This window comes from Rathayibacter sp. AY1C7 (genome assembly GCF_002931865.1).
Classification (GTDB): domain Bacteria; phylum Actinomycetota; class Actinomycetes; order Actinomycetales; family Microbacteriaceae; genus Rathayibacter.
Map to the genome: position 1 here is coordinate 1 of NZ_PSWB01000014.1, position 17,687 is coordinate 17,687.

Here is a 17,687-nt window from a genome sequence, read left to right on the forward strand (position 1 = left end):
GCCCGCCACCGCCCCGCTCCCCGCTCCCGCGAGTGCGCGAAAGTTGTCGCACTCGAGCTCGAGTGCGACAACTCCTGCACACTCGCGGGAGCGCCGAGTGCCGAGTGCCAAGCACTCAAGAGTCGTCGTAGTCGAGCGCGAGCACGATGACTTCTGCGCACTCGAGGGTCGCTCGAGTGGACGAGTGTCGAGTCTCCAAGAGTCGTCGCAGTCGAGGGCGAGTGCGACAACTCCTGCGTGCTTGCGAGTGCGACGACTCCTGCACACTCGCGGGAGCCGGCGAGGACCGCGCGCACCCGCGAGTGGCCGCGCGCCCGCGAAGGCCCGCACACGGGAGCCGCGGCAGAATGTGGACATGCGCAGCCTCGAAGTCCTCCTCGATCCGGAGTCGGAGGCTCGCGTCCGCAGCCAGTGGGAGGCGCTCGAGGCGGCCGACGTCCCGAGCCTCGCGCTGCACACGTCCGCCAGCAACCGCCCGCACCTCACCCTGGTCGCCGGGCCCGAGCTGACCGCCCCGGAGCCGGGCGCGCTCGGTCCGCTTCCGGCGACGGCCGACCTCGGTGCCGTCCTCCTCTTCCCGCACGCCGGGCGCTTCGTCCTCGCCTGGGGAGTGGTCCGCTCGCCCGCCCTCGACGCTCTGCACGACCGGGCCACGCGCCTCGTGCCGGGCGGCGTCGACACCTCGCTCCCGGACGCCTGGACGCCGCACATCAGCGTCTCTCGCCGCCTCCGCGCCGAGCAGCTCGGCGACGCCGTCCCCCTCCTCGGCGAGCCGTTCACCGTCGGCCTCGCGGGCGTCCGCTTCTGGGACGGCGACACCCGCACCCTCACCGACCTCTGATCCGGGCGCCGCAGAAGACCCCCGACCTCCCCGCAGCCGCCTCCCCAGCTCGCTCCCTGCGGCCCTTCTCCACAGTTCCCCGCACCCCCGGGGCGGCGTCGGAGGCGGCGGGTAGAGTTCCCCGGGTGACAGAGCCCACCTCGACAGCCCTCCCCGCCCCGCCGCTCGCCGACCCCCCGGCGGAGTCCCGCGGCGGCGTCCGGAGCGACGCGGCGAGCGGCGCTGCGGGCTCCGGATCCTCCGAGGCGCAGGCGATCCTCGAGAAGGTCTTCGGCTACGGCTCCTTCCGCGGCGAGCAGCAGGCCATCGTCGAGCAGGTCATCGGAGGCGGCGACGCCGTCGTCCTCATGCCCACCGGCGGCGGCAAGTCGCTCTGCTACCAGATCCCCGCCATCGTGCGCCCCGGCACCGGCGTGGTCGTGTCCCCGCTCATCGCGCTGATGCAGGACCAGGTCGACGCCCTCCGCGCGAACGGCGTCCGCGCCGAGTTCCTCAACTCCACCCAGGACGCGGGCGAGCGCAGCCGCGTCGAGCGCGCCTACCTCGACGGCGAGCTCGACCTGCTCTACGTCGCTCCGGAGCGCCTGGGCAACGAGGGCATGAAGCAGTTCCTCGCCCGCGGCCGGATCGCCCTCTTCGCGATCGACGAGGCCCACTGCGTCAGCCAGTGGGGCCACGACTTCCGCCCCGACTACCTCGCACTGGGCGAGCTCGCCGAGCGCTGGCCCGACGTCCCGCGCATCGCCCTCACCGCGACCGCCACCGAGGCGACGCACCGCGAGATCACGTCGCGCCTGCACCTCGGCGCCGCCCGCCACTTCGTCTCGAGCTTCGACCGCCCGAACATCCAGTACCGGATCGTCAACAAGGTCGAGCCGCGCAAGCAGCTGATCGACTTCCTGCGGCGCGAGCACGCGCACGACGCGGGCATCGTCTACGCCCTCTCCCGCAAGAGCGTCGAGGCGACGGCCGAGGCGCTGCGCTCGGCGGGCTTCGACGCCGTCGCGTACCACGCGGGCCTCGACTCGCGGGTGCGCGCCGCCGCCCAGTCGCGGTTCCTCCGCGAGGAGGGCGTCATCGTCTGCGCGACCATCGCCTTCGGCATGGGGATCGACAAGCCGGACGTGCGGTTCGTCGCGCACATCGACCTGCCCAAGTCGGTCGAGGGCTACTACCAGGAGACGGGTCGCGCCGGCCGCGACGGACTGCCGTCCACCGCCTGGCTCGCCTACGGCCTGCAGGACGTGGTGCAGCAGCGCCGGATGATCGACGAGTCGCCGGGAGACCTGGCGCACCGTCGGCGGATGTCCGCGCACCTGGACGCGATGCTCGCGCTCTCCGAGACGGTCCAGTGCCGCCGGGTGAACCTGCTCGCCTACTTCGGCCAGGAGAGCACCGCCTGCGGCAACTGCGACACCTGCCTCGAGCCGCCCGCCTCCTGGGACGGCACGGTCGCGGCGCAGAAGTTCCTGTCGACGGTCGTCCGCCTCAAGCGCGAGCGCAATCAGCAGTTCGGCGCCGGACACATCATCGACGTCCTCCGCGGCAAGACCACGCCGCGCACCACCCAGCACCAGCACGACGGCCTCGCCACCTGGGGCATCGGCGCCGAGCTCAGCGACACCCAGTGGCGCGGAGTCGCCCGCCAGCTCCTCGCGCAGGGCCTTCTCGGCGTGAACGACGACGGCTTCGGCACGCTCGTGCTCACGCCCGCGTCCGGCTCCGTCCTCGGCGGCGAGCGGAAGGTCGAGCTGCGACAGGAGCCGGAGAAGCCGGCCCGCTCCAGCGGATCCTCCCGCTCCGGGCGGTCCACGGTCGCCGAGTTGTCGGGCGAGGCTCAGCCGCTGTTCGAGCGGCTCCGGGAGTGGCGCGCCGCGCAGGCCCGCGCGCAGGCGGTCCCGGCCTACATCGTCTTCAACGACGCGACCCTCCGCGAGATCGCGACCGCCGAGCCGGCGACGATGGACGCGCTCAGCATCATCGGCGGCGTCGGCCAGAAGAAGCTGCTCACCTACGGCGACGCCGTGCTCGCCGTCGTCGCGGGGGAGAGCCCCGAGATCGCCGTCCCGGAACCCGGTGAGGAGGCCCCCGCTCCCCGCCGCGCGCCGGCCGCCCGTGGCGGGTCGTCCCGCTCGCAAGGGGCGAAGCCCTCGTTCGGCCGCGAGTCGTCCGGTCCGCCGGTGTCCGCCGCGCAGCCGCCGGAGGACGACTGGGTGCCGCCGGACGAGCCCGACTGGGAGCCCGGCTGGGACAGCTACTGATCCGTCGCTGAGGCGCGCGGTTCACCGCCCGCGACGGAGGCGGGCGCCGGCGCGGGCGACCGCGTTCCGGGATCCACGTCGACGATCGTGCCCACCTCGTCACCGACGCGAGCGTCCTCGGTCCGAGGCGTCGGCGAGCGCCCTCAGCCGCCCGCGCCCGTCGACGCCATCCACCCGCCGAGCAGCGTGCAGCAGAACGACACCGCGAGGCCCGCCACCGGCACCCAGAACGCGATGCGCCGCCGCACCAGCAGCACGATCGAGACGGCCAGCGCCGCGAGGAACGGCACCCACACTCCTCCTGCGGCGAGGACCACCCCGCCCTCGATCAGGCCGATGTCGCAGGCGTTCGATCCGCCGCACGAGTCGCTGGCCATCGCGAAGAACAGCCCGAAGAACGACAGCAGCAGCGTCACCGCGGAGGCCACGAGGATCAGCACGATCGTCAGCACCAGGTCCCAGACGCGGACCGGGCGCCCATGCGGAACCCCGGATCCCGGCGCGACCGGAGGCGCGGGAGGCGCGGCCGCGACGTCCACGGGCGGCGCACCCGGAGTCCGGGGAGGCGCTGCCGCGACGTCCGCGGGCGGCCCGGCCGCCGGGTGTCGGGCGGGCGGAGGGGGAGGCAGCGGCGGCTCGCTCATGCCGAGAGACTAGCGAGGCGGCCTCCGGTGCGGCGTCCCTCCTCCGCAGAAGCAGCCCGTAGGGACAGCCCGTTCAGCACACGGACGAGCCGCCCCCTCCTCCGCTCCCGTCGGCAGGGACAGCCCCAGCGCACAGACGAGGCGCCCCGCCCCGCCTGGTCGGTTCCGACAACCCGCTTCCTCCTCCGCCCGGCGCCGTTTGTGCCCGGGCGACGGAACGTTTCCGCCGCGCCGCCGCGCGACCTACCGTGCGAGGACCGCCTCCGCTGCCGCGCCCGTCGGCGCACGACGCACCGGGAGCGGCCCGAACCGCAGACGGTCGAAGGGACACGAACACCATGGTCAGCACCGCTCCCCACCCCCGCTCCGCCGCCGACGCCGCCGACCGGGCGGCCACCGGGCGCACGCGGGCCCGGCGCTCCCGCTCGGGCTCCATCGCGCCCACGCCGCCGGTGGACTCCCTCGGCTCCGAGGTCGACGCGCGCCTGGACGAGGACGGCGCCCCCTCCGTCGACGTCGCCGCCCTCGGCGAGACCCTGCTCGGCGCCTGGCGCGAGCAGCGCCTCGCCAGCCGCGCCCTGACCGCCCGCCCCGAGCTGCACCGCACCGACGGCCTCCCGATGAAGGAGCACCGCCTCCGCGTCTCGGAGCAGATGCGCGTGCTCGCGGCCGAGGGCGGCGTGCACCGCGCCTTCCCGGTCGACCTCGGCGGCGAGGCCGACCACGGTGGCAACATCGCCGGCTTCGAGGAGCTGGTCACCGCCGACCCGTCGCTGCAGATCAAGTCCGGCGTGCAGTGGGGGCTCTTCGGCGCCGCGGTCCTGCACCTGGGCACGCGCCCGCACCACGAGAAGTGGCTGCCGGGGATCATGAGCCTCGAGATCCCGGGCGCCTTCGCGATGACCGAGACCGGGCACGGCTCCGACGTCGCGTCGATCGCCACGACCGCCACCTACGAGGACGGCGTGTTCGTGCTGCGGACGCCGTTCCGCGCGGCCTGGAAGGACTACCTCGGCAACGCGGCGGTGGACGGGCGCGCGGCGGTCGTCTTCGCGCAGCTGGTCACCCAAGGGGTGAACCACGGCGTCCACGCCTTCTTCGTCCCGATCCGCGACGAGCAGGGCGCGTTCCTGCCCGGCGTCGGCGGGGAGGACGACGGCCTCAAGGGCGGTCTGAACGGGATCGACAACGGCCGCCTCCACTTCGACGGGGTCCGCGTCCCGCGCGAGAACCTGCTGAACCGCTACGGCGACGTCGCCGCCGACGGCACCTACTCCTCGCCGATCGCGAGCCCGGGCCGCCGCTTCTTCACCATGCTCGGCACGCTCGTGCAGGGCCGTGTCTCGCTCGACGGAGCCTCGGTCGCCGCGGCGAAGATCGCGCTGACGGTCGCCGTCACCTACGGCGATCAGCGCCGCCAGTTCACCGGCGGCGGCGAGCGGGAGGAGGTGCTGCTCGACTACCAGCGGCACCAGCGCCGCCTCCTGCCGCGCCTGGCCACCACCTACGCCGCCGCCTTCGCGCACGAGAAGCTGCTGACGGCGTTCGACGAGGTGTTCTCCGGCGCGAACGACACCGAGCAGTCGCGGCAGGACCTCGAGACCCTCGCCGCGGGACTCAAGGCGCTCTCGACCTGGCACGCTCTCGACACGCTGCAGGAGGCGCGCGAGGCCTGCGGAGGCGCGGGCTTCCTCGCGGAGAACCGGCTCACGCAGCTGCGCGCCGACCTCGACGTGTACGCGACCTTCGAGGGCGACAACACCGTGCTCCTCCAGCTGGTCGCCAAGCGCCTGCTGACCGACGTCGGACGCCGCTTCAAGGGCGCCCAGCCCGCGGAGCTGGCGCGCTACGCCGCCTCGCAGGTCGCGGGGGCGACCGTCGACAACTCCGGTCTGCGCCGTCTGGCCCAGGTCGTCGCCGATCGCGGATCGACGGCCCGCTCGGTCGGCCAGCTGCGGGAGGACCAGCGCGAGCTGCTCACCGGCCGCGTCGAGAGCATGGTCGCGGGGATCGCCTCACGGCTGCGCCCGGCGTCGAAGCTGCCCTCCGACGAGGCGGCACGCCTGTTCAACGCGCACCAGAGCGAGCTCATCGAGGCGGCGCGCGCGCACGCCGAGCTGCTGCAGTGGGAGGCGTTCACGGAGGCGCTCGCCGGCGTCGAGGACGCGGGCACGCGCACCGTCCTCACCTGGCTCCGCGACCTGTTCGGCCTGGGCCTGATCGAGAAGCACCTCGACTGGTACCTCATCCACGGGCGCCTGTCGTCGCAGCGAGCGGTCGCGGTGACGTCCTACATCGACCGCCTGCTCGCGCGCATCCGCCCGCACGCCGCCGACCTGGTCGCGTCGTTCGGCTACGGGCCCGAGCACGTGCGCGCGGCGATCGCGACCGGCGCCGAGGCGGAGCGCCAGGAGGAGGCGCACGCCTGGTACGAGGCCGCCCGCGCCTCCGGCACCCTCCCCACTCCGGAGAAGCGCCGCTGAGCCCCTCCGCGGGATGCCGTTCCGGTACGCGACACGTCGCGCGAGGCGCACCGGAGTGGAATCCCGCGGAGACAGGACGGGGAGGGGCGCGTCAGGACGCGAGGAACGCCAGCGCCTGGTCGCGCTCGGCGCGCAGCTCGAGCACGGACTCGTCGATCCGCGCGCGGGAGTGCGCGTCGATCTCGAGCCCCTCGATGATCCGCCACTCGCCGTCGACGGAGCGGACCGGGAACGAGGAGATCAGCCCCTCCTCCACCCCGTAGGAGCCGTCCGACTCGACGGCGGCCGAGGTCCACGACGTGCCGTCGACCCAGTCGCGCACGTGGTCGATCGCGGCGGAGGCGGCGGACGCGGCCGAGGAGGCTCCGCGGACCTCGATGATCTCGGCGCCGCGCTTGGCGACCCGCGGCTCGAACTCCGTGTGCAGCCACTCGGCGTCGACCAGCTCGGGCACCGGACGTCCGCCGACGGTGGCGTGCGTCGCGTCCGGGTACTGCGAGGCGGAGTGGTTGCCCCAGATCGCGACGCCCTCGATCGCGTCGACGGGGGCGTCGAGCTTCGCGGCGAGCTGCGCGACCGCCCGGTTGTGGTCGAGGCGCGTCATCGCGGTGAAGCGGCCGGCAGGGATGTCCGGGGCGCTGCGCCGCGCGATCCAGGCGTTGGTGTTGGCCGGGTTGCCGACGACCAGCACGCGGATGTCGGAGGCGGCGTGCGCGTTCAGCGCGGCACCCTGAGGTCCGAAGATGCCCGCGTTCGCGGCGAGCAGGTCGGCGCGCTCCATGCCCGCGCTGCGCGGCCGGGCGCCCACGAGGAGGGCGACGCTCGCGCCGTCGAACGCGGCGGCCGGGTCGTCCGTCGCCTCGATCCCGCGGAGGAGGGGGAAGGCGCCGTCCTGCAGCTCGAGCGCCGTGCCCGCGGCCGCGCGGAGGCCGGAGGGGATCTCGAGCAGGTTCAGGCGGACGGGGACGTCCGGCCCGAGGAGCTGACCCGAGGCGATGCGGAAAAGGAGCGCGTAGCCGATGGCGCCTCCGGCTCCCGTGACCGTGACCGTGACCGGAGTGCGCTGCTGGTTCATGCGCCGAGCGTATTCCCGCCGGCTGGGGGAGGGGGAGGAGTCAGCCGGACGGCGGGCCCTCGGCGGGAGGCGCCGTCGACCCGCGGAGCACGAGCTTGTTGCGCAGCCGCACGTGCTGCTCGGCCACGCTCCCGCCGTCGATCAGCGTCAGGAGCGCCCGGGCGGCCGCGCGCCCCACGCGGTGCAGCGGCTGCCTCACCGTCGTGAGCGCGGGGACCACCCGGGAGGCGTCGGGCACGTCGTCGTAGCCCACGACCGAAAGCTGCCCCGGCACCGAGAGGCCCAGCGCCCGGGCCGCCTCGATCACGGCGATGGCGGAGGCGTCGTTCGCGGCGAGGACCGCCGTCGGGCGGTCGGGCAGCAGCAGCAGCTCGTGGGCGGCGGCGAGGGAGGGGTCGTGCCGGTAGTAGCCGACCCGTACGAGCGCGGGGTCGTAGGGGAGGCCGGCGTCCGCGAGCGCCCGCTGGTAGCCGGCGCCGCGCCGGTGCGACGACTCCAGGTCGGGGCGGCCCGCGACGAAGCCGATGCGGCGGTGGCCGAGCCCGATCAGGTGGCTGGTCGCCAGCTGCGCTCCGCCGAAGTCGTCGGTCGCCACCGAGTGCAGCTCGGTCTGCGCGGTCAGCGGATCCACGACGACGAGCGGCAGGTCCGACGGGGGGATCACGCCGGAGGGAGTCACCAGGATCGCTCCCGCTACGTGCGCCTCGGTGAGGCGCCGCAGGGACTCCTGCTCCCATCCCGCCCGGCCCCGGCGGCTCGCCCCGCTGCCGGCGAGGAGGTCGAACCGGGTCCCCCGGAGCGCCGTCGCCACTCCCTGCAGCACCTCCGTGCCGAACGGCTCGAAGTCGCCCAGGAGCACGCCGATGACGCCTGAGCGCTCCGCGCACTCCGTCGTCACGACCTCCTGCTCGGCCTCCGCCGTCGCCGCCCCTGCGGACATCCTCGTCCCCTCCCGCCGTCCCCGCCCGGCCGCGGCGGAACGCGGTGATCGCCTCGCTGCGCTGCTCCGGACGGTTGAGAACACGTCCTTGCAATCGGGAATGTTCCCGGTAACATTGCCCGCAAGACTAGCTGAGGGAAAGCTCAGCAGTCGAGAGAGACGAGTATCGGGCAGCCTTTCTCCCCTCAGTGCTGAGGGGGTCGAGAGCTGGAGCTCGCGTGGCCACGCTGTGGAAGCCGCCGCGCACGAGCCGTCCGCCGCTCTCCGCGCGTCCTGCGCTCCAGGCGCGGCCGAACGCCCCTCGGGCTGCGCCGCGCTCCGTCCTCTCGCGGCCTCGGGCCGCGCCACCACTCCGCGCCGTCCGGCGCTCGACCTGATCGGCGACGATGCCGATCGAGTGAGGAACACCATGTCCACGCGACGCACCCCCCGACCCCTCTGGCTCGTCCGCTCGGGCGCCGCTCTCGCCGGCTGCCTGCTCCTGTCCGGCGTCGCCGCCGCGGCCGCGGCCGCCGACACCGAGTACGGCTCCGACGACGTCGACGTGAACGTCAGCATCGAGGAGCTGGAGCAGCCCGGCGCCCTCTCGATGTCGATCGACGGCACCTCCGCCACGCTCGCCGAGGAGGGCTCCACCCCGACCGTGCGCGCCTTCACGGGGCAGCTGCCCGACGTGACCGTGACGGACACCCGGACCGTCGACGAGATCCCGGCCGGAGCCGGCTGGTACGTCCTCGGCTCGGCGAGCGCCTTCACCGGCGACGCGGACCAGGAGGACATCTCCTCCGACCACCTCGGCTGGACGCCGGTCCTCGTGGACGGCGGCGAGTCGGGCCTCGTGTCCGAGGGCGACCCGGTCGACACGATCCTCGACGAGGGCGCCGACGCCGTGGGCCTGTTCGACCAGGAGCTGCTCGCGCTGTCGCTCGACTCGCAGGAGACCGCGACGGACGGGTCCTGGACCGTGTCCGCGGGCCTCACCCTGAAGACCGAGGCCGACGTCGCCCCCGGCGACTACTCCTCCGTCCTGACGCTGTCGCTGTTCGAATGACCCCGATGCGCGCAGTCGCCTCCACGGCGATCGGCGCCCTCCTCGCGGCGGGCCTGCTCGCCTCCGGCGCGGCTCCGGCGACCGCGGCCGGCGCGTGGTCGCCGAAGGCCTCCTACACGTCGACGGACCGCGGCGACGGCACCTACTCCGTGCCGCTGCTGAACGCCGACGTGCCCGACGTCAGCGTCGAGCGCGTGCCCGCGTCCGAGAACGACGAGGGCCGCGACATCTACTACATGATCAGCACCACGATGCACCTCAGCCCGGGCGCCCCGATCATGAAGTCCTACGACCTCGTCAACTGGGAGATCGTCAACTACGTCTTCGACCGGCTCGAGATCGGCGACCGCTTCTCGCTCCGCAACGGGCAGAACTCCTACGGCAACGGCCAGTGGGCCTCGTCGCTGCGGTACCACGACGGCCGCTACTACGCGGTCTTAAACACCAACAACCTCGGCGGCTCCTACCTCTACTCGACCGACGACATCGAGGACGGAGCCTGGACCCGCACAGCCCTCGGCCGCGCCTTCCACGACCCGTCGCTCTTCTTCGACGACGCGGACGGCGGCACGCCGTACATCTTCTACGGCTCCGGATCCACCAGCGCCGTGAAGCTGAGCGAGGACCTGACGACCGTCGTCGCCGAGTACCCGAACATCCTCCGCACCTCGGACTACCCGGGAGCCGGCTACCTCGGCGGCCTGTTCGAGGGCGCGCAGGTGCAGTACATCGACGGGCAGTACTACATCGTCATCATCACCTGGCCCTCGGGCCAGGGCCGCCAGGTGGCGCTGTTCCGCTCGTCCGAGCTGCTGGGCCGCTACGCGACCGCCGACGGCAGCAACCCCTACGAGGGCAGGGGCGTGCTGAACTCCAGCGGGTTCGCCCAGGGGAGCCTCGTGCCGATCGCGAAGGAGGACGGCTCGACCGCCTGGCACGGCATGTTCTTCCGCGACAGCTTCCCGACCGGCCGCATCCCCGGGCTCATCCCGGCGACGTGGAAGGACGGCTGGCCGACGTTCGGGACGAACGGCTCGGTGCCGGTGGGCGGGAGCTTCCCGAAGCCGATCCGCCTCAGCCCCGAGGAGGAGCTGTTCGAGCGGCAGAAGAGCATCGTCGTCTCGGACGACTTCGACAACGACGCCCCGGCGAAGGCCTACCAGGACGAGTCGTGGACGATCCCGCCCGCGCCCGCCTACGACGCGTCGCTGCTCGGCGTGCAGCTGCTCCAGAACCCGGGAGCGGAGTCGGGGACGGCGCCGTGGGCAGGCCAGTTCGGCGCGACGCTGTCGGCCGACACGACCGACCCGGCGTCCGGCACCGCCGCGCTCCGCGTGGGCACCCGCACGCTCAACGGCTCCGGCCCGAGCCAGGTGCTGGCGAACAAGCTGCAGCGCGGCGTGACCTACACCGTGTCCGCGAAGGTGAAGTACACGACCGGCCCCGCGTCGGTCCGCTTCAACCTCTGCGCCGACTTCGGCGCGGGACCCGTGACGATGGCCTCCGCCGCCGTCACGCAGGGGCAGTGGACGACGATCACGGGGACCTACACGGTGCCCGAGACCGCGAACGTCGGCAGCGTGAAGTTCGCCGTCGAGACGCCGTGGGGCAACCCGCAGCCGGCGTCCTCGAGCACCGAGTACCTGCTCGACGACGTCTCGCTCGTCGGCGCCGCCCCCACCCTCGAGCGCCCGACGGCCGCCGAGATCCAGCCGAACGGCTCGACCCTCGCCCTCCCCTGGCAGTGGAACCACGCCCCCGACAACCGCTACTGGTCGCTGACCGAGCGCGAGGGCTGGCTCCGCCTCACCAACGGGAAGGTGCTCAGCGGAACGGCCGCGCACACGCGTCTCTCGGGCTCGCCCGAGATGACGTACCTGGAGGAGGCGCGCAACACGCTCTCCCAGCGCATCGTGGCTCCGAAGCAGTCGGCGGAGGCGGCGTTCGACGTCTCCGGGATGAAGGACGGCGACGTCGCCGGGCTCGCGGCCTACAACCGCGGCTTCTCCTACGTCGCGGTCAAGCGCGTGGACGGCGTCACCACCGTCGGCGTCGTGAACCGCAGTCAGCCGTTCGCGACCACGTTCGACCAGGCGGCCGTGGAGTCCTTCCTCCCCGGCACCACCGCCGCCCTCGGCGACGCCTCGCAGGTGCGCCTGAAGGCCGATCTCGAGCTCTCGGCTCCGGCCGGACAGCTCTGGACGACCTTCTCGTACAGCCTCGACGGGACGAGCTGGACGAAGCTCGGCAGTCGCGTCGGCCCGCAGACCCTCGACGGTCAGCTCACGCACTTCATGGGCCACCGCCTCGGGCTGTTCAGCTACGCGACGAAGACCGCCGGCGGCCACGTCGACGTCGACGAGTTCCTCCTGAGCGACACCCTCTCCTCGGAGGGGAAGGCGCTCGACCGCTCGCAGCTCGACGCGGCCGTCGCCCACGCGGCGACGCTCCGCTCCGACGACTACCCGGCCGACGCCTGGTCCGACCTCCAGTCGGTCCTCGCGAAGGCGCAGTCGGTCGGCACCGCGGGAACGCAGAACCAGATCGACGCCCCGGAGCGCGCGCTCAGCTACCAGCTGGCGCGCCTCGGGACGCTGAAGGAGGCGTCGCTCGACGTGACCGCCGCCGCCGCGACCCGCTGCATCGCGGGGAAGGTCGTCGTGACCGTGCGGGCGACCAACGCCGACGACGTGCCCGTCGCCCTCCGGATGGAGAGCGCGTCCGGCACGAAGACGGTCGCCGCGCTCGCACCCGGCGCCACGACGAGTCACGCCTTCACCACGCGGGCGGCCTCGGTCCCCGCCGCCGAGGTGGTCGTGACCGCGACCGCCACCGTCGACGGCGAGCCGGTGACGACCACGGTGAGAGCGCCCCATCCGGCCGCGTCCTGCGGCTGAGCACTCCGGGGGCGGCCCGCGCGGCCGCCCCCGCCCCCGAACGCGTCAGCGGCACCCGTCGCCGACGATCTCCTGCACGACACGATCAAGGAGGATCCGTGAGATCACCACAACGAGAAGCCGCTCCGAAGGGGCGGTTGCGGCTGAGGCTGCTGGCCACGGCCGCGCTGACCGCGCTCCTGGTGGCACCCTTCGCCGCCCAGACCTCGTCCGCCGCTGAGGCGGAGCTCATCGTCAACGGCGGCTTCGAGAGCGGCATCGGCAGCTGGTTCGTCAACAACGGCAACGCCGCCGACGCCGGCACCATCGCGACGACCACGGACGCGCGCACCGGCACCGCCGCAGCGCTCGTCACCGGCCGCACGACCACCGGCGCGGGAGCCATGCAGGACCTCAGCGGCAAGGTCGTCGCCGGCCAGACCTACCAGGTCAAGGCGCAGATCAAGTACGAGAACGCCGCGAGCCCCGCGACCAAGCAGTTCTTCGCCACCATGCACTACGGCGGAGGCACCTACACGAACCTCGCGAGCGTCACCGCCACGAAGGGGCAGTGGGCGACGATCAACGGATCGTTCACCATCCCCGCCGGGCAGAGCGTCGCCACCGCGCGCCTCTTCTTCGAGACGCCGTGGACCGCGACTCCGTCGGCCGCGCCCGAGACGCACCTCATGGACTACAAGCTCGACGACGTCTCGCTGGTCGGAGCGGCGCCGCCCGCGCCCGCCTCGCGCACCATCGAGGTCGTGGGCAAGATCCCGGGCGACCACAACCCGCTCATGGGCTGGAAGTTCGGCGCCGACGGCTTCGGCTTCGTCGAGAACGGCCGCGTGTACATGTACATGACGAACGACACCCAGGGCTACGCTCCGAACCCCGCCACGGGCGTCTCGGCGGGCATCGACTACGGCAAGATCAACCAGATCACCGTGATCTCCTCGGACGACCTCGTCAACTGGACCGACCACGGCGAGATCCAGGTCGCCGGCTCCACCGGAGTCGCGCCCTACACCGGCAACTCGTGGGCTCCCGGCATGGCGAAGAAGACCGTGAACGGCGTCGACAAGTACTTCCTCTACTACGCCAACGGCGGCGGCTCCAGCAACGTGATCACCGGCGACTCGCCGGTGGGTCCGTGGACCAGCCAGCGCACCTCCACGCTCATCAACGCGTCCACCCCGGGCGCCGAGGCGGTCGCGTGGAAGTTCGACCCGGCACCGCTCGTCGACGACGACGGCCAGGGCTACCTGTTCTTCGGAGGCGGACCCGCCTCGACCGCGCTCCCCGCGGCCGAGCGCTTCAACAATCCGAAGAACATCCGCGTGATCGAGCTCGGCGACGACATGATCTCGACCCAGGGCACTTCCGCCGTCGTGGACGCGCCCGTCGCGTTCGAGGCGGCCCAGGTGTTCAAGCGCCAGGACAAGTACTACCTCTCGTACTCGTCCCACTTCGGCGGCAACGACTTCGGCGGCAACCAGACCCGCGAGCCCGGCTACCCGGGCGGCGGCGAGATCGGCTACATGATCTCGGACGACCCGATGTCCTGGCCCAAGGAGAACTACGCCGGCGTGATGTTCCCGAACCAGAGCCGCTTCTTCGGAGCCGGCACCGGCGGCAACAACCACCAGTCGGTCTTCGAGCTGGGCGGCAAGTACTACTTCACCTACCACGCGCCGACGCTCAACAAGCGGATCAACGGCGACACCACCCAGGGGTACCGCAGCCCGCACATCCAGGAGCTGCAGTTCAACGCCGACGGCACGGTGCAGCAGGTGGTCGGCGACTACAAGGGCGTCGACCAGGTGAAGGACTTCGATCCGTACCGCACCTTCCCGGCCGAGACCATCGGCTGGAGCAAGGGCATCGCGACGGCGCCGCTCGGCACCCCCGCCGCGGGCGCGACCCAGAACCTCGTGCTGAAGGACCTCGACAACGGCGACTGGACCGCGCTGTCGGCCGTCGACTTCGGGGACACCGGAGCCGCGACGTTCACCGCGAAGGCCAAGGCGCTGCAGGCCGGCGGCACCGTCACCGTCCGCCTCGACTCCGAGACCGGGCCCGTCGCGGGCACCGTCGCGGTGAACGGGACGACCGGCGAGTGGACCGACGTCAGCGCCGCGCTGACCGGAGCGACCGGAGTGCACGACGTGTTCTTCAGCTACTCCGGACCCTCCGGCGACCTGTTCGAGCTCGACACCTTCGCCTTCACCGAGGGCGAGGCTGCTCCGGCGCTCGACATCACGGCGAGCGCGGCGACCCGCTGCATCGCGGGCAAGGCGATCGTCACCGTCCAGGCGAGCAACGGCTCCGACGTCCCCGTCGGCGTGACCTTCACGTCGACGTCCGGCACGAAGTCGTTCACCTCGGTGGCGCCCGGCAAGACCGTGTCGCACGCCTTCACCACCCGTCAGGCGAACCTGCCCGCCGGTGCGGTGACCGTCGAGGCCACGGCCACGATGAACGGCGCCCCCGTCGAGACGGAGGTGAGCGCTCCGTACGCGGCGCGCCCGTGCTCGTAGCGCACGGCTGAACCACCGGGGAGCGCCCCCGGCCCTGCGGGGCCGGGGGCGCTCCTGCGCGTGCGGGGGAGATCTCGATACGCCTCCGGGGCTGCTCGATCAGCATGTTCGCCGTACTGCTGGTCGAGCAGCGGCGCCTCGAGACCCCAACTCGGTCAGCGGGCGTCGGCCAGGCGCATCGTTCCGCCGGCCTGGGCGGCGAAGGCGCGGGCGGTCGCCGCGATGGTGCGCTGCATGACCCGCGCCGCGGCGGTCGGCGCGAGGTCCGCCGGGCGCGCGAGGCTGATCGTCCGGGTCAGCGTGGGCTTCTCGAGCGTCGGCTCCTCGATGCGGATCGAGCGCAGCCCCGGGCGCCCCTGCAGCACCATCGCCGGGACGACCGCGACGCCCAGGCCCCGCTCGGCGAAGCGCAGCACCGCGTCCATCTCGGCGCCCTCCAGCACCACGTCCGGCTCCAGGCCCGCGGCGGCGAACGCGGCGTCGGTCGTGCGGCGCAGGTCGTAGCTGGAGTTGAAGACGATCTGCGGGAGGCGGGCGACCGCGGCCAGGTCGAGCGCGCCGGTCGCGGCGAGGGGAGGCTCTGCGGCGGAGGAGACCACGACGAGCTCCTCGACGAGCAGCGGGGTCACCGTGAAGGCGCCGGGAGCGGCCGCGGTCGAGGTCGTCACCAGCGCCAGGTCGAGCTCGCCCCGGGCCAGCCGGTCGAAGAGGCTCCGCGACCCGTCCTCGGCGAGGTGCAGCTCCACGGCGGGATGCACGGAGTGGAAGGCGTGCAGCACCTCCGCGACGAGGCTGATGCAGAGCGTCGGCGTCGCGCCGAACCGCACCCGGCCGCGCTCGAGCCCGGCCAGCTCGGCCAGCTCGCGGCGCACCGATCCGGCGTCGGCGAGCATGCGCCGGGCGAGCGGCAGCAGCAGCTCGCCGGCCGGTGTGAGGGTGCTGCCGGAGCGCGCCCGGTGGAAGAGCTCGGAGCCGAGGTCCTGCTCCAGCGCGGCGATCCGGCGGCTCAGCGAGGGCTGCGCGAGATGCAGCTCCTCGGCGGCGCGGGTGAAGCTGCCGAGGCGGGCGACCTCGACGAATCCGGTGAGCTGCTCGAGATCCACATGCATACCCTATGCGCATGGCTGTGCCCAGCATTATGCATTGGAGTAATCGAAGCGCCGTGCCTAGCGTTGAGGCATGACCACTTCAGAGACCACCGCACCGGAGCGCCGGATCTCCACCTCCGTCCTCGTCATCGGCACCGGCGGATCGGGCCTGCGCGCCGCGATCGAGCTCGCCGAGGCGGGCGTGGACGTCCTCGCGCTCGGCAAGCGCTCGAAGTCGGACGCGCACACCTCCCTCGCCGCCGGCGGCATCAACGCCGCCCTCGCCACGATGGACCCCGACGACAGCTGGCAGCAGCACGCGGCCGACACCATCACCGAGTCCTACCAGCTCGCCAACCCGCACACGGTCGAGATCGTCACCTCCAACGCCGCCCGCGGCATCCAGGACCTCGAGCGCTACGGCATGCCGTTCGCCCGCGAGGACGACGGCCGCATCTCGCAGCGCTTCTTCGGCGCGCACACCTACCGCCGGACCGCCTTCGCGGGCGACTACACCGGCCTCGAGATCCAGCGCACGCTCGTCAACCGGGCCGCCCAGCTCGAGATCCCGATCCTGGACACCGTGTACGTCACGCGCATCCTCGTCAACGAGGACGGAGCAGTGTTCGGCGCCTACGGCTTCGACCTCGTCGACGGCACCCGCTACCTGATCCACGCGGATGCGGTGATCCTCGCCGCGGGCGGGCACAACCGCATCTGGCGCCGCACCTCCTCCCGCCGTGACGAGAACACGGGCGACTCGTTCCGCCTGGCCGTCGAGGCCGGCGGCCGCCTGCGCGACCCGGAGCTGGTCCAGTTCCACCCGTCGGGCATCATCGAGCCCGAGAACGCGGCGGGCACGCTGATCTCCGAGGCCGCGCGCGGCGAGGGCGGCATCCTCCGCAACGGCCTCGGCGAGCGCTTCATGGGCAAGTACGACGCCGAGCGCCTCGAGCTCTCGACCCGTGACCGCGTCGCTCTCGCCTGCTACACCGAGATCAAGGAGGGTCGCGGCACGCCGAACGGCGGGGTCTGGCTCGACGTCTCGCACCTGCCGCGCGAGACGATCATGACCCGGCTGCCGCGGGTGTACCAGACGATGCTCGAGCTGCAGATGCTCGACATCACGAAGGACCCGATCGAGATCGCGCCCACGGCGCACTACTCGATGGGCGGGGTCTGGGTGCGCTCGGACGACCACAGCACCGACGTCCCCGGGCTCTACGCGATCGGAGAGGCCTCCAGCGGACTGCACGGCGCCAACCGCCTCGGCGGCAACTCGCTGATCGAGCTGCTGGTGTTCGGCCGGATCGTCGGGCAGGCGGCGGCGGAGTACTCCGCCTCGCTGACCGCCCAGACCCGCTCGGCCGCGTCCGTCCAGGTCGCCCGCGACGAGATCGCCGGCCTGCTCGCGGCCGACGGCACCGAGAACGTCCGCGCCCTGCAGCGCGCGATCCGCAACACGATGACCGAGCACGCCGGAGTCGTCCGCGACGAGGAGGGCCTGCTCGCCGGGCTCGCCGAGCTGGACGCGATCGAGGCGCGCATCGCCGACATCGGCGTGCACCCGGACATCGCCGGCTTCCAGGACCTCGCCCACGCCTTCGACCTCAAGTCGGCCGCGATGGCCGCGCGGGCCACTCTCGAGGCAGCGCTCGAGCGCCGGGAGAGCCGCGGCTGCCACAACCGCAGCGACTACCCGGACATCGACCCGGCCCTCCAGGTGAACCTCGTCTGGTCGCCCTCCGCGGGGATCACGCGCGAGGAGATCCCCGCGGTGCCGGAGGAGATCCAGGCGCTGATCAGCGGCGAGGTCGCCACCGCGGGCAAGCTGCTCGAGTAGCCGGAACCGCGACGGCACGACGCCGGTCGCCCTCACCGCCTGCTC

11 protein-coding genes are annotated in these 17,687 nt (G+C 72.9%); 7 read left to right on the plus strand and 4 right to left on the minus strand.

All coding sequences use genetic code 11. The annotated features are described in order from the left end of the window. Positions 1 to 355 precede the first annotated feature (355 nt). Entirely contained in the window at positions 356 to 841 is a 486-nt protein-coding gene (locus C5C69_RS09145) for a 2'-5' RNA ligase family protein (protein ID WP_104257805.1), read from the plus strand. A 125-nt stretch (positions 842 to 966) separates the two neighbouring features. Next, positions 967 to 3,102 carry a DNA helicase RecQ gene (recQ, locus tag C5C69_RS09150; RefSeq protein WP_104257806.1) on the plus strand — a complete coding sequence of 712 codons (2,136 nt, stop codon included), beginning with the start codon at positions 967 to 969 and terminating at the stop codon, positions 3,100 to 3,102. Between the two features lie 143 nt (positions 3,103 to 3,245). On the opposite strand, the gene C5C69_RS17125 is transcribed toward recQ, so the two are convergent. Next, positions 3,246 to 3,746: a DUF6264 family protein gene (locus tag C5C69_RS17125; RefSeq protein ID WP_219812360.1), complete on the minus strand. Its 501-nt coding sequence runs from the start codon at positions 3,744 to 3,746 to the stop codon at positions 3,246 to 3,248. Between the two features lie 338 nt (positions 3,747 to 4,084). Between C5C69_RS17125 and C5C69_RS09160 the strand changes: the two genes are divergently transcribed. Then, positions 4,085 to 6,229, plus strand: a complete 2,145-nt coding sequence (locus C5C69_RS09160; protein WP_104257808.1) for an acyl-CoA dehydrogenase — start codon at positions 4,085 to 4,087, stop codon at positions 6,227 to 6,229. A gap of 91 nt (positions 6,230 to 6,320) precedes the next feature. Here the strand turns inward: C5C69_RS09160 and C5C69_RS09165 are convergent, their stop codons facing one another. Further along, a complete protein-coding gene (locus C5C69_RS09165; RefSeq protein WP_104224379.1) occupies positions 6,321 to 7,304 on the minus strand; it encodes a malate dehydrogenase in 984 nt (327 codons plus the stop codon). A 40-nt stretch (positions 7,305 to 7,344) separates the two neighbouring features. After that, a complete protein-coding gene (locus tag C5C69_RS09170; protein ID WP_104224380.1) occupies positions 7,345 to 8,244 on the minus strand; it encodes a LacI family DNA-binding transcriptional regulator in 900 nt (299 codons plus the stop codon). A gap of 409 nt (positions 8,245 to 8,653) precedes the next feature. Between C5C69_RS09170 and C5C69_RS09175 the strand changes: the two genes are divergently transcribed. The 3 genes from C5C69_RS09175 (at position 8,654) to C5C69_RS09185 (ending at position 14,711) form a co-directional block, all read left to right on the plus strand. Further along, a complete protein-coding gene (locus tag C5C69_RS09175; protein WP_104233676.1) occupies positions 8,654 to 9,295 on the plus strand; it encodes a hypothetical protein in 642 nt (213 codons plus the stop codon). Positions 9,296 to 9,300: 5 nt separating this feature from the next. After that, positions 9,301 to 12,192 carry a family 43 glycosylhydrolase gene (locus C5C69_RS09180; RefSeq protein WP_258067512.1) on the plus strand — a complete coding sequence of 964 codons (2,892 nt, stop codon included), beginning with the start codon at positions 9,301 to 9,303 and terminating at the stop codon, positions 12,190 to 12,192. A gap of 98 nt (positions 12,193 to 12,290) precedes the next feature. Then, positions 12,291 to 14,711 (plus strand): family 43 glycosylhydrolase, encoded by a 2,421-nt coding sequence (locus C5C69_RS09185; RefSeq protein WP_219812361.1) that lies wholly within the window; start codon positions 12,291 to 12,293, stop codon positions 14,709 to 14,711. Between the two features lie 155 nt (positions 14,712 to 14,866). On the opposite strand, the gene C5C69_RS09190 is transcribed toward C5C69_RS09185, so the two are convergent. Continuing rightward, complete coding sequence (locus C5C69_RS09190) at positions 14,867 to 15,820, minus strand: LysR family transcriptional regulator (protein WP_104233660.1); 954 nt, start codon at positions 15,818 to 15,820, stop codon at positions 14,867 to 14,869. 70 nt (positions 15,821 to 15,890) lie between these two features. Here C5C69_RS09190 and C5C69_RS09195 point away from each other — a divergent pair, with 70 nt between their 5' ends. Beyond that, the gene (locus C5C69_RS09195; RefSeq protein WP_104233661.1) at positions 15,891 to 17,642 is read left to right on the plus strand and encodes an L-aspartate oxidase; all 1,752 of its coding nucleotides are present in this window, start codon (positions 15,891 to 15,893) and stop codon (positions 17,640 to 17,642) included. Positions 17,643 to 17,687: the final 45 nt, after the last annotated feature.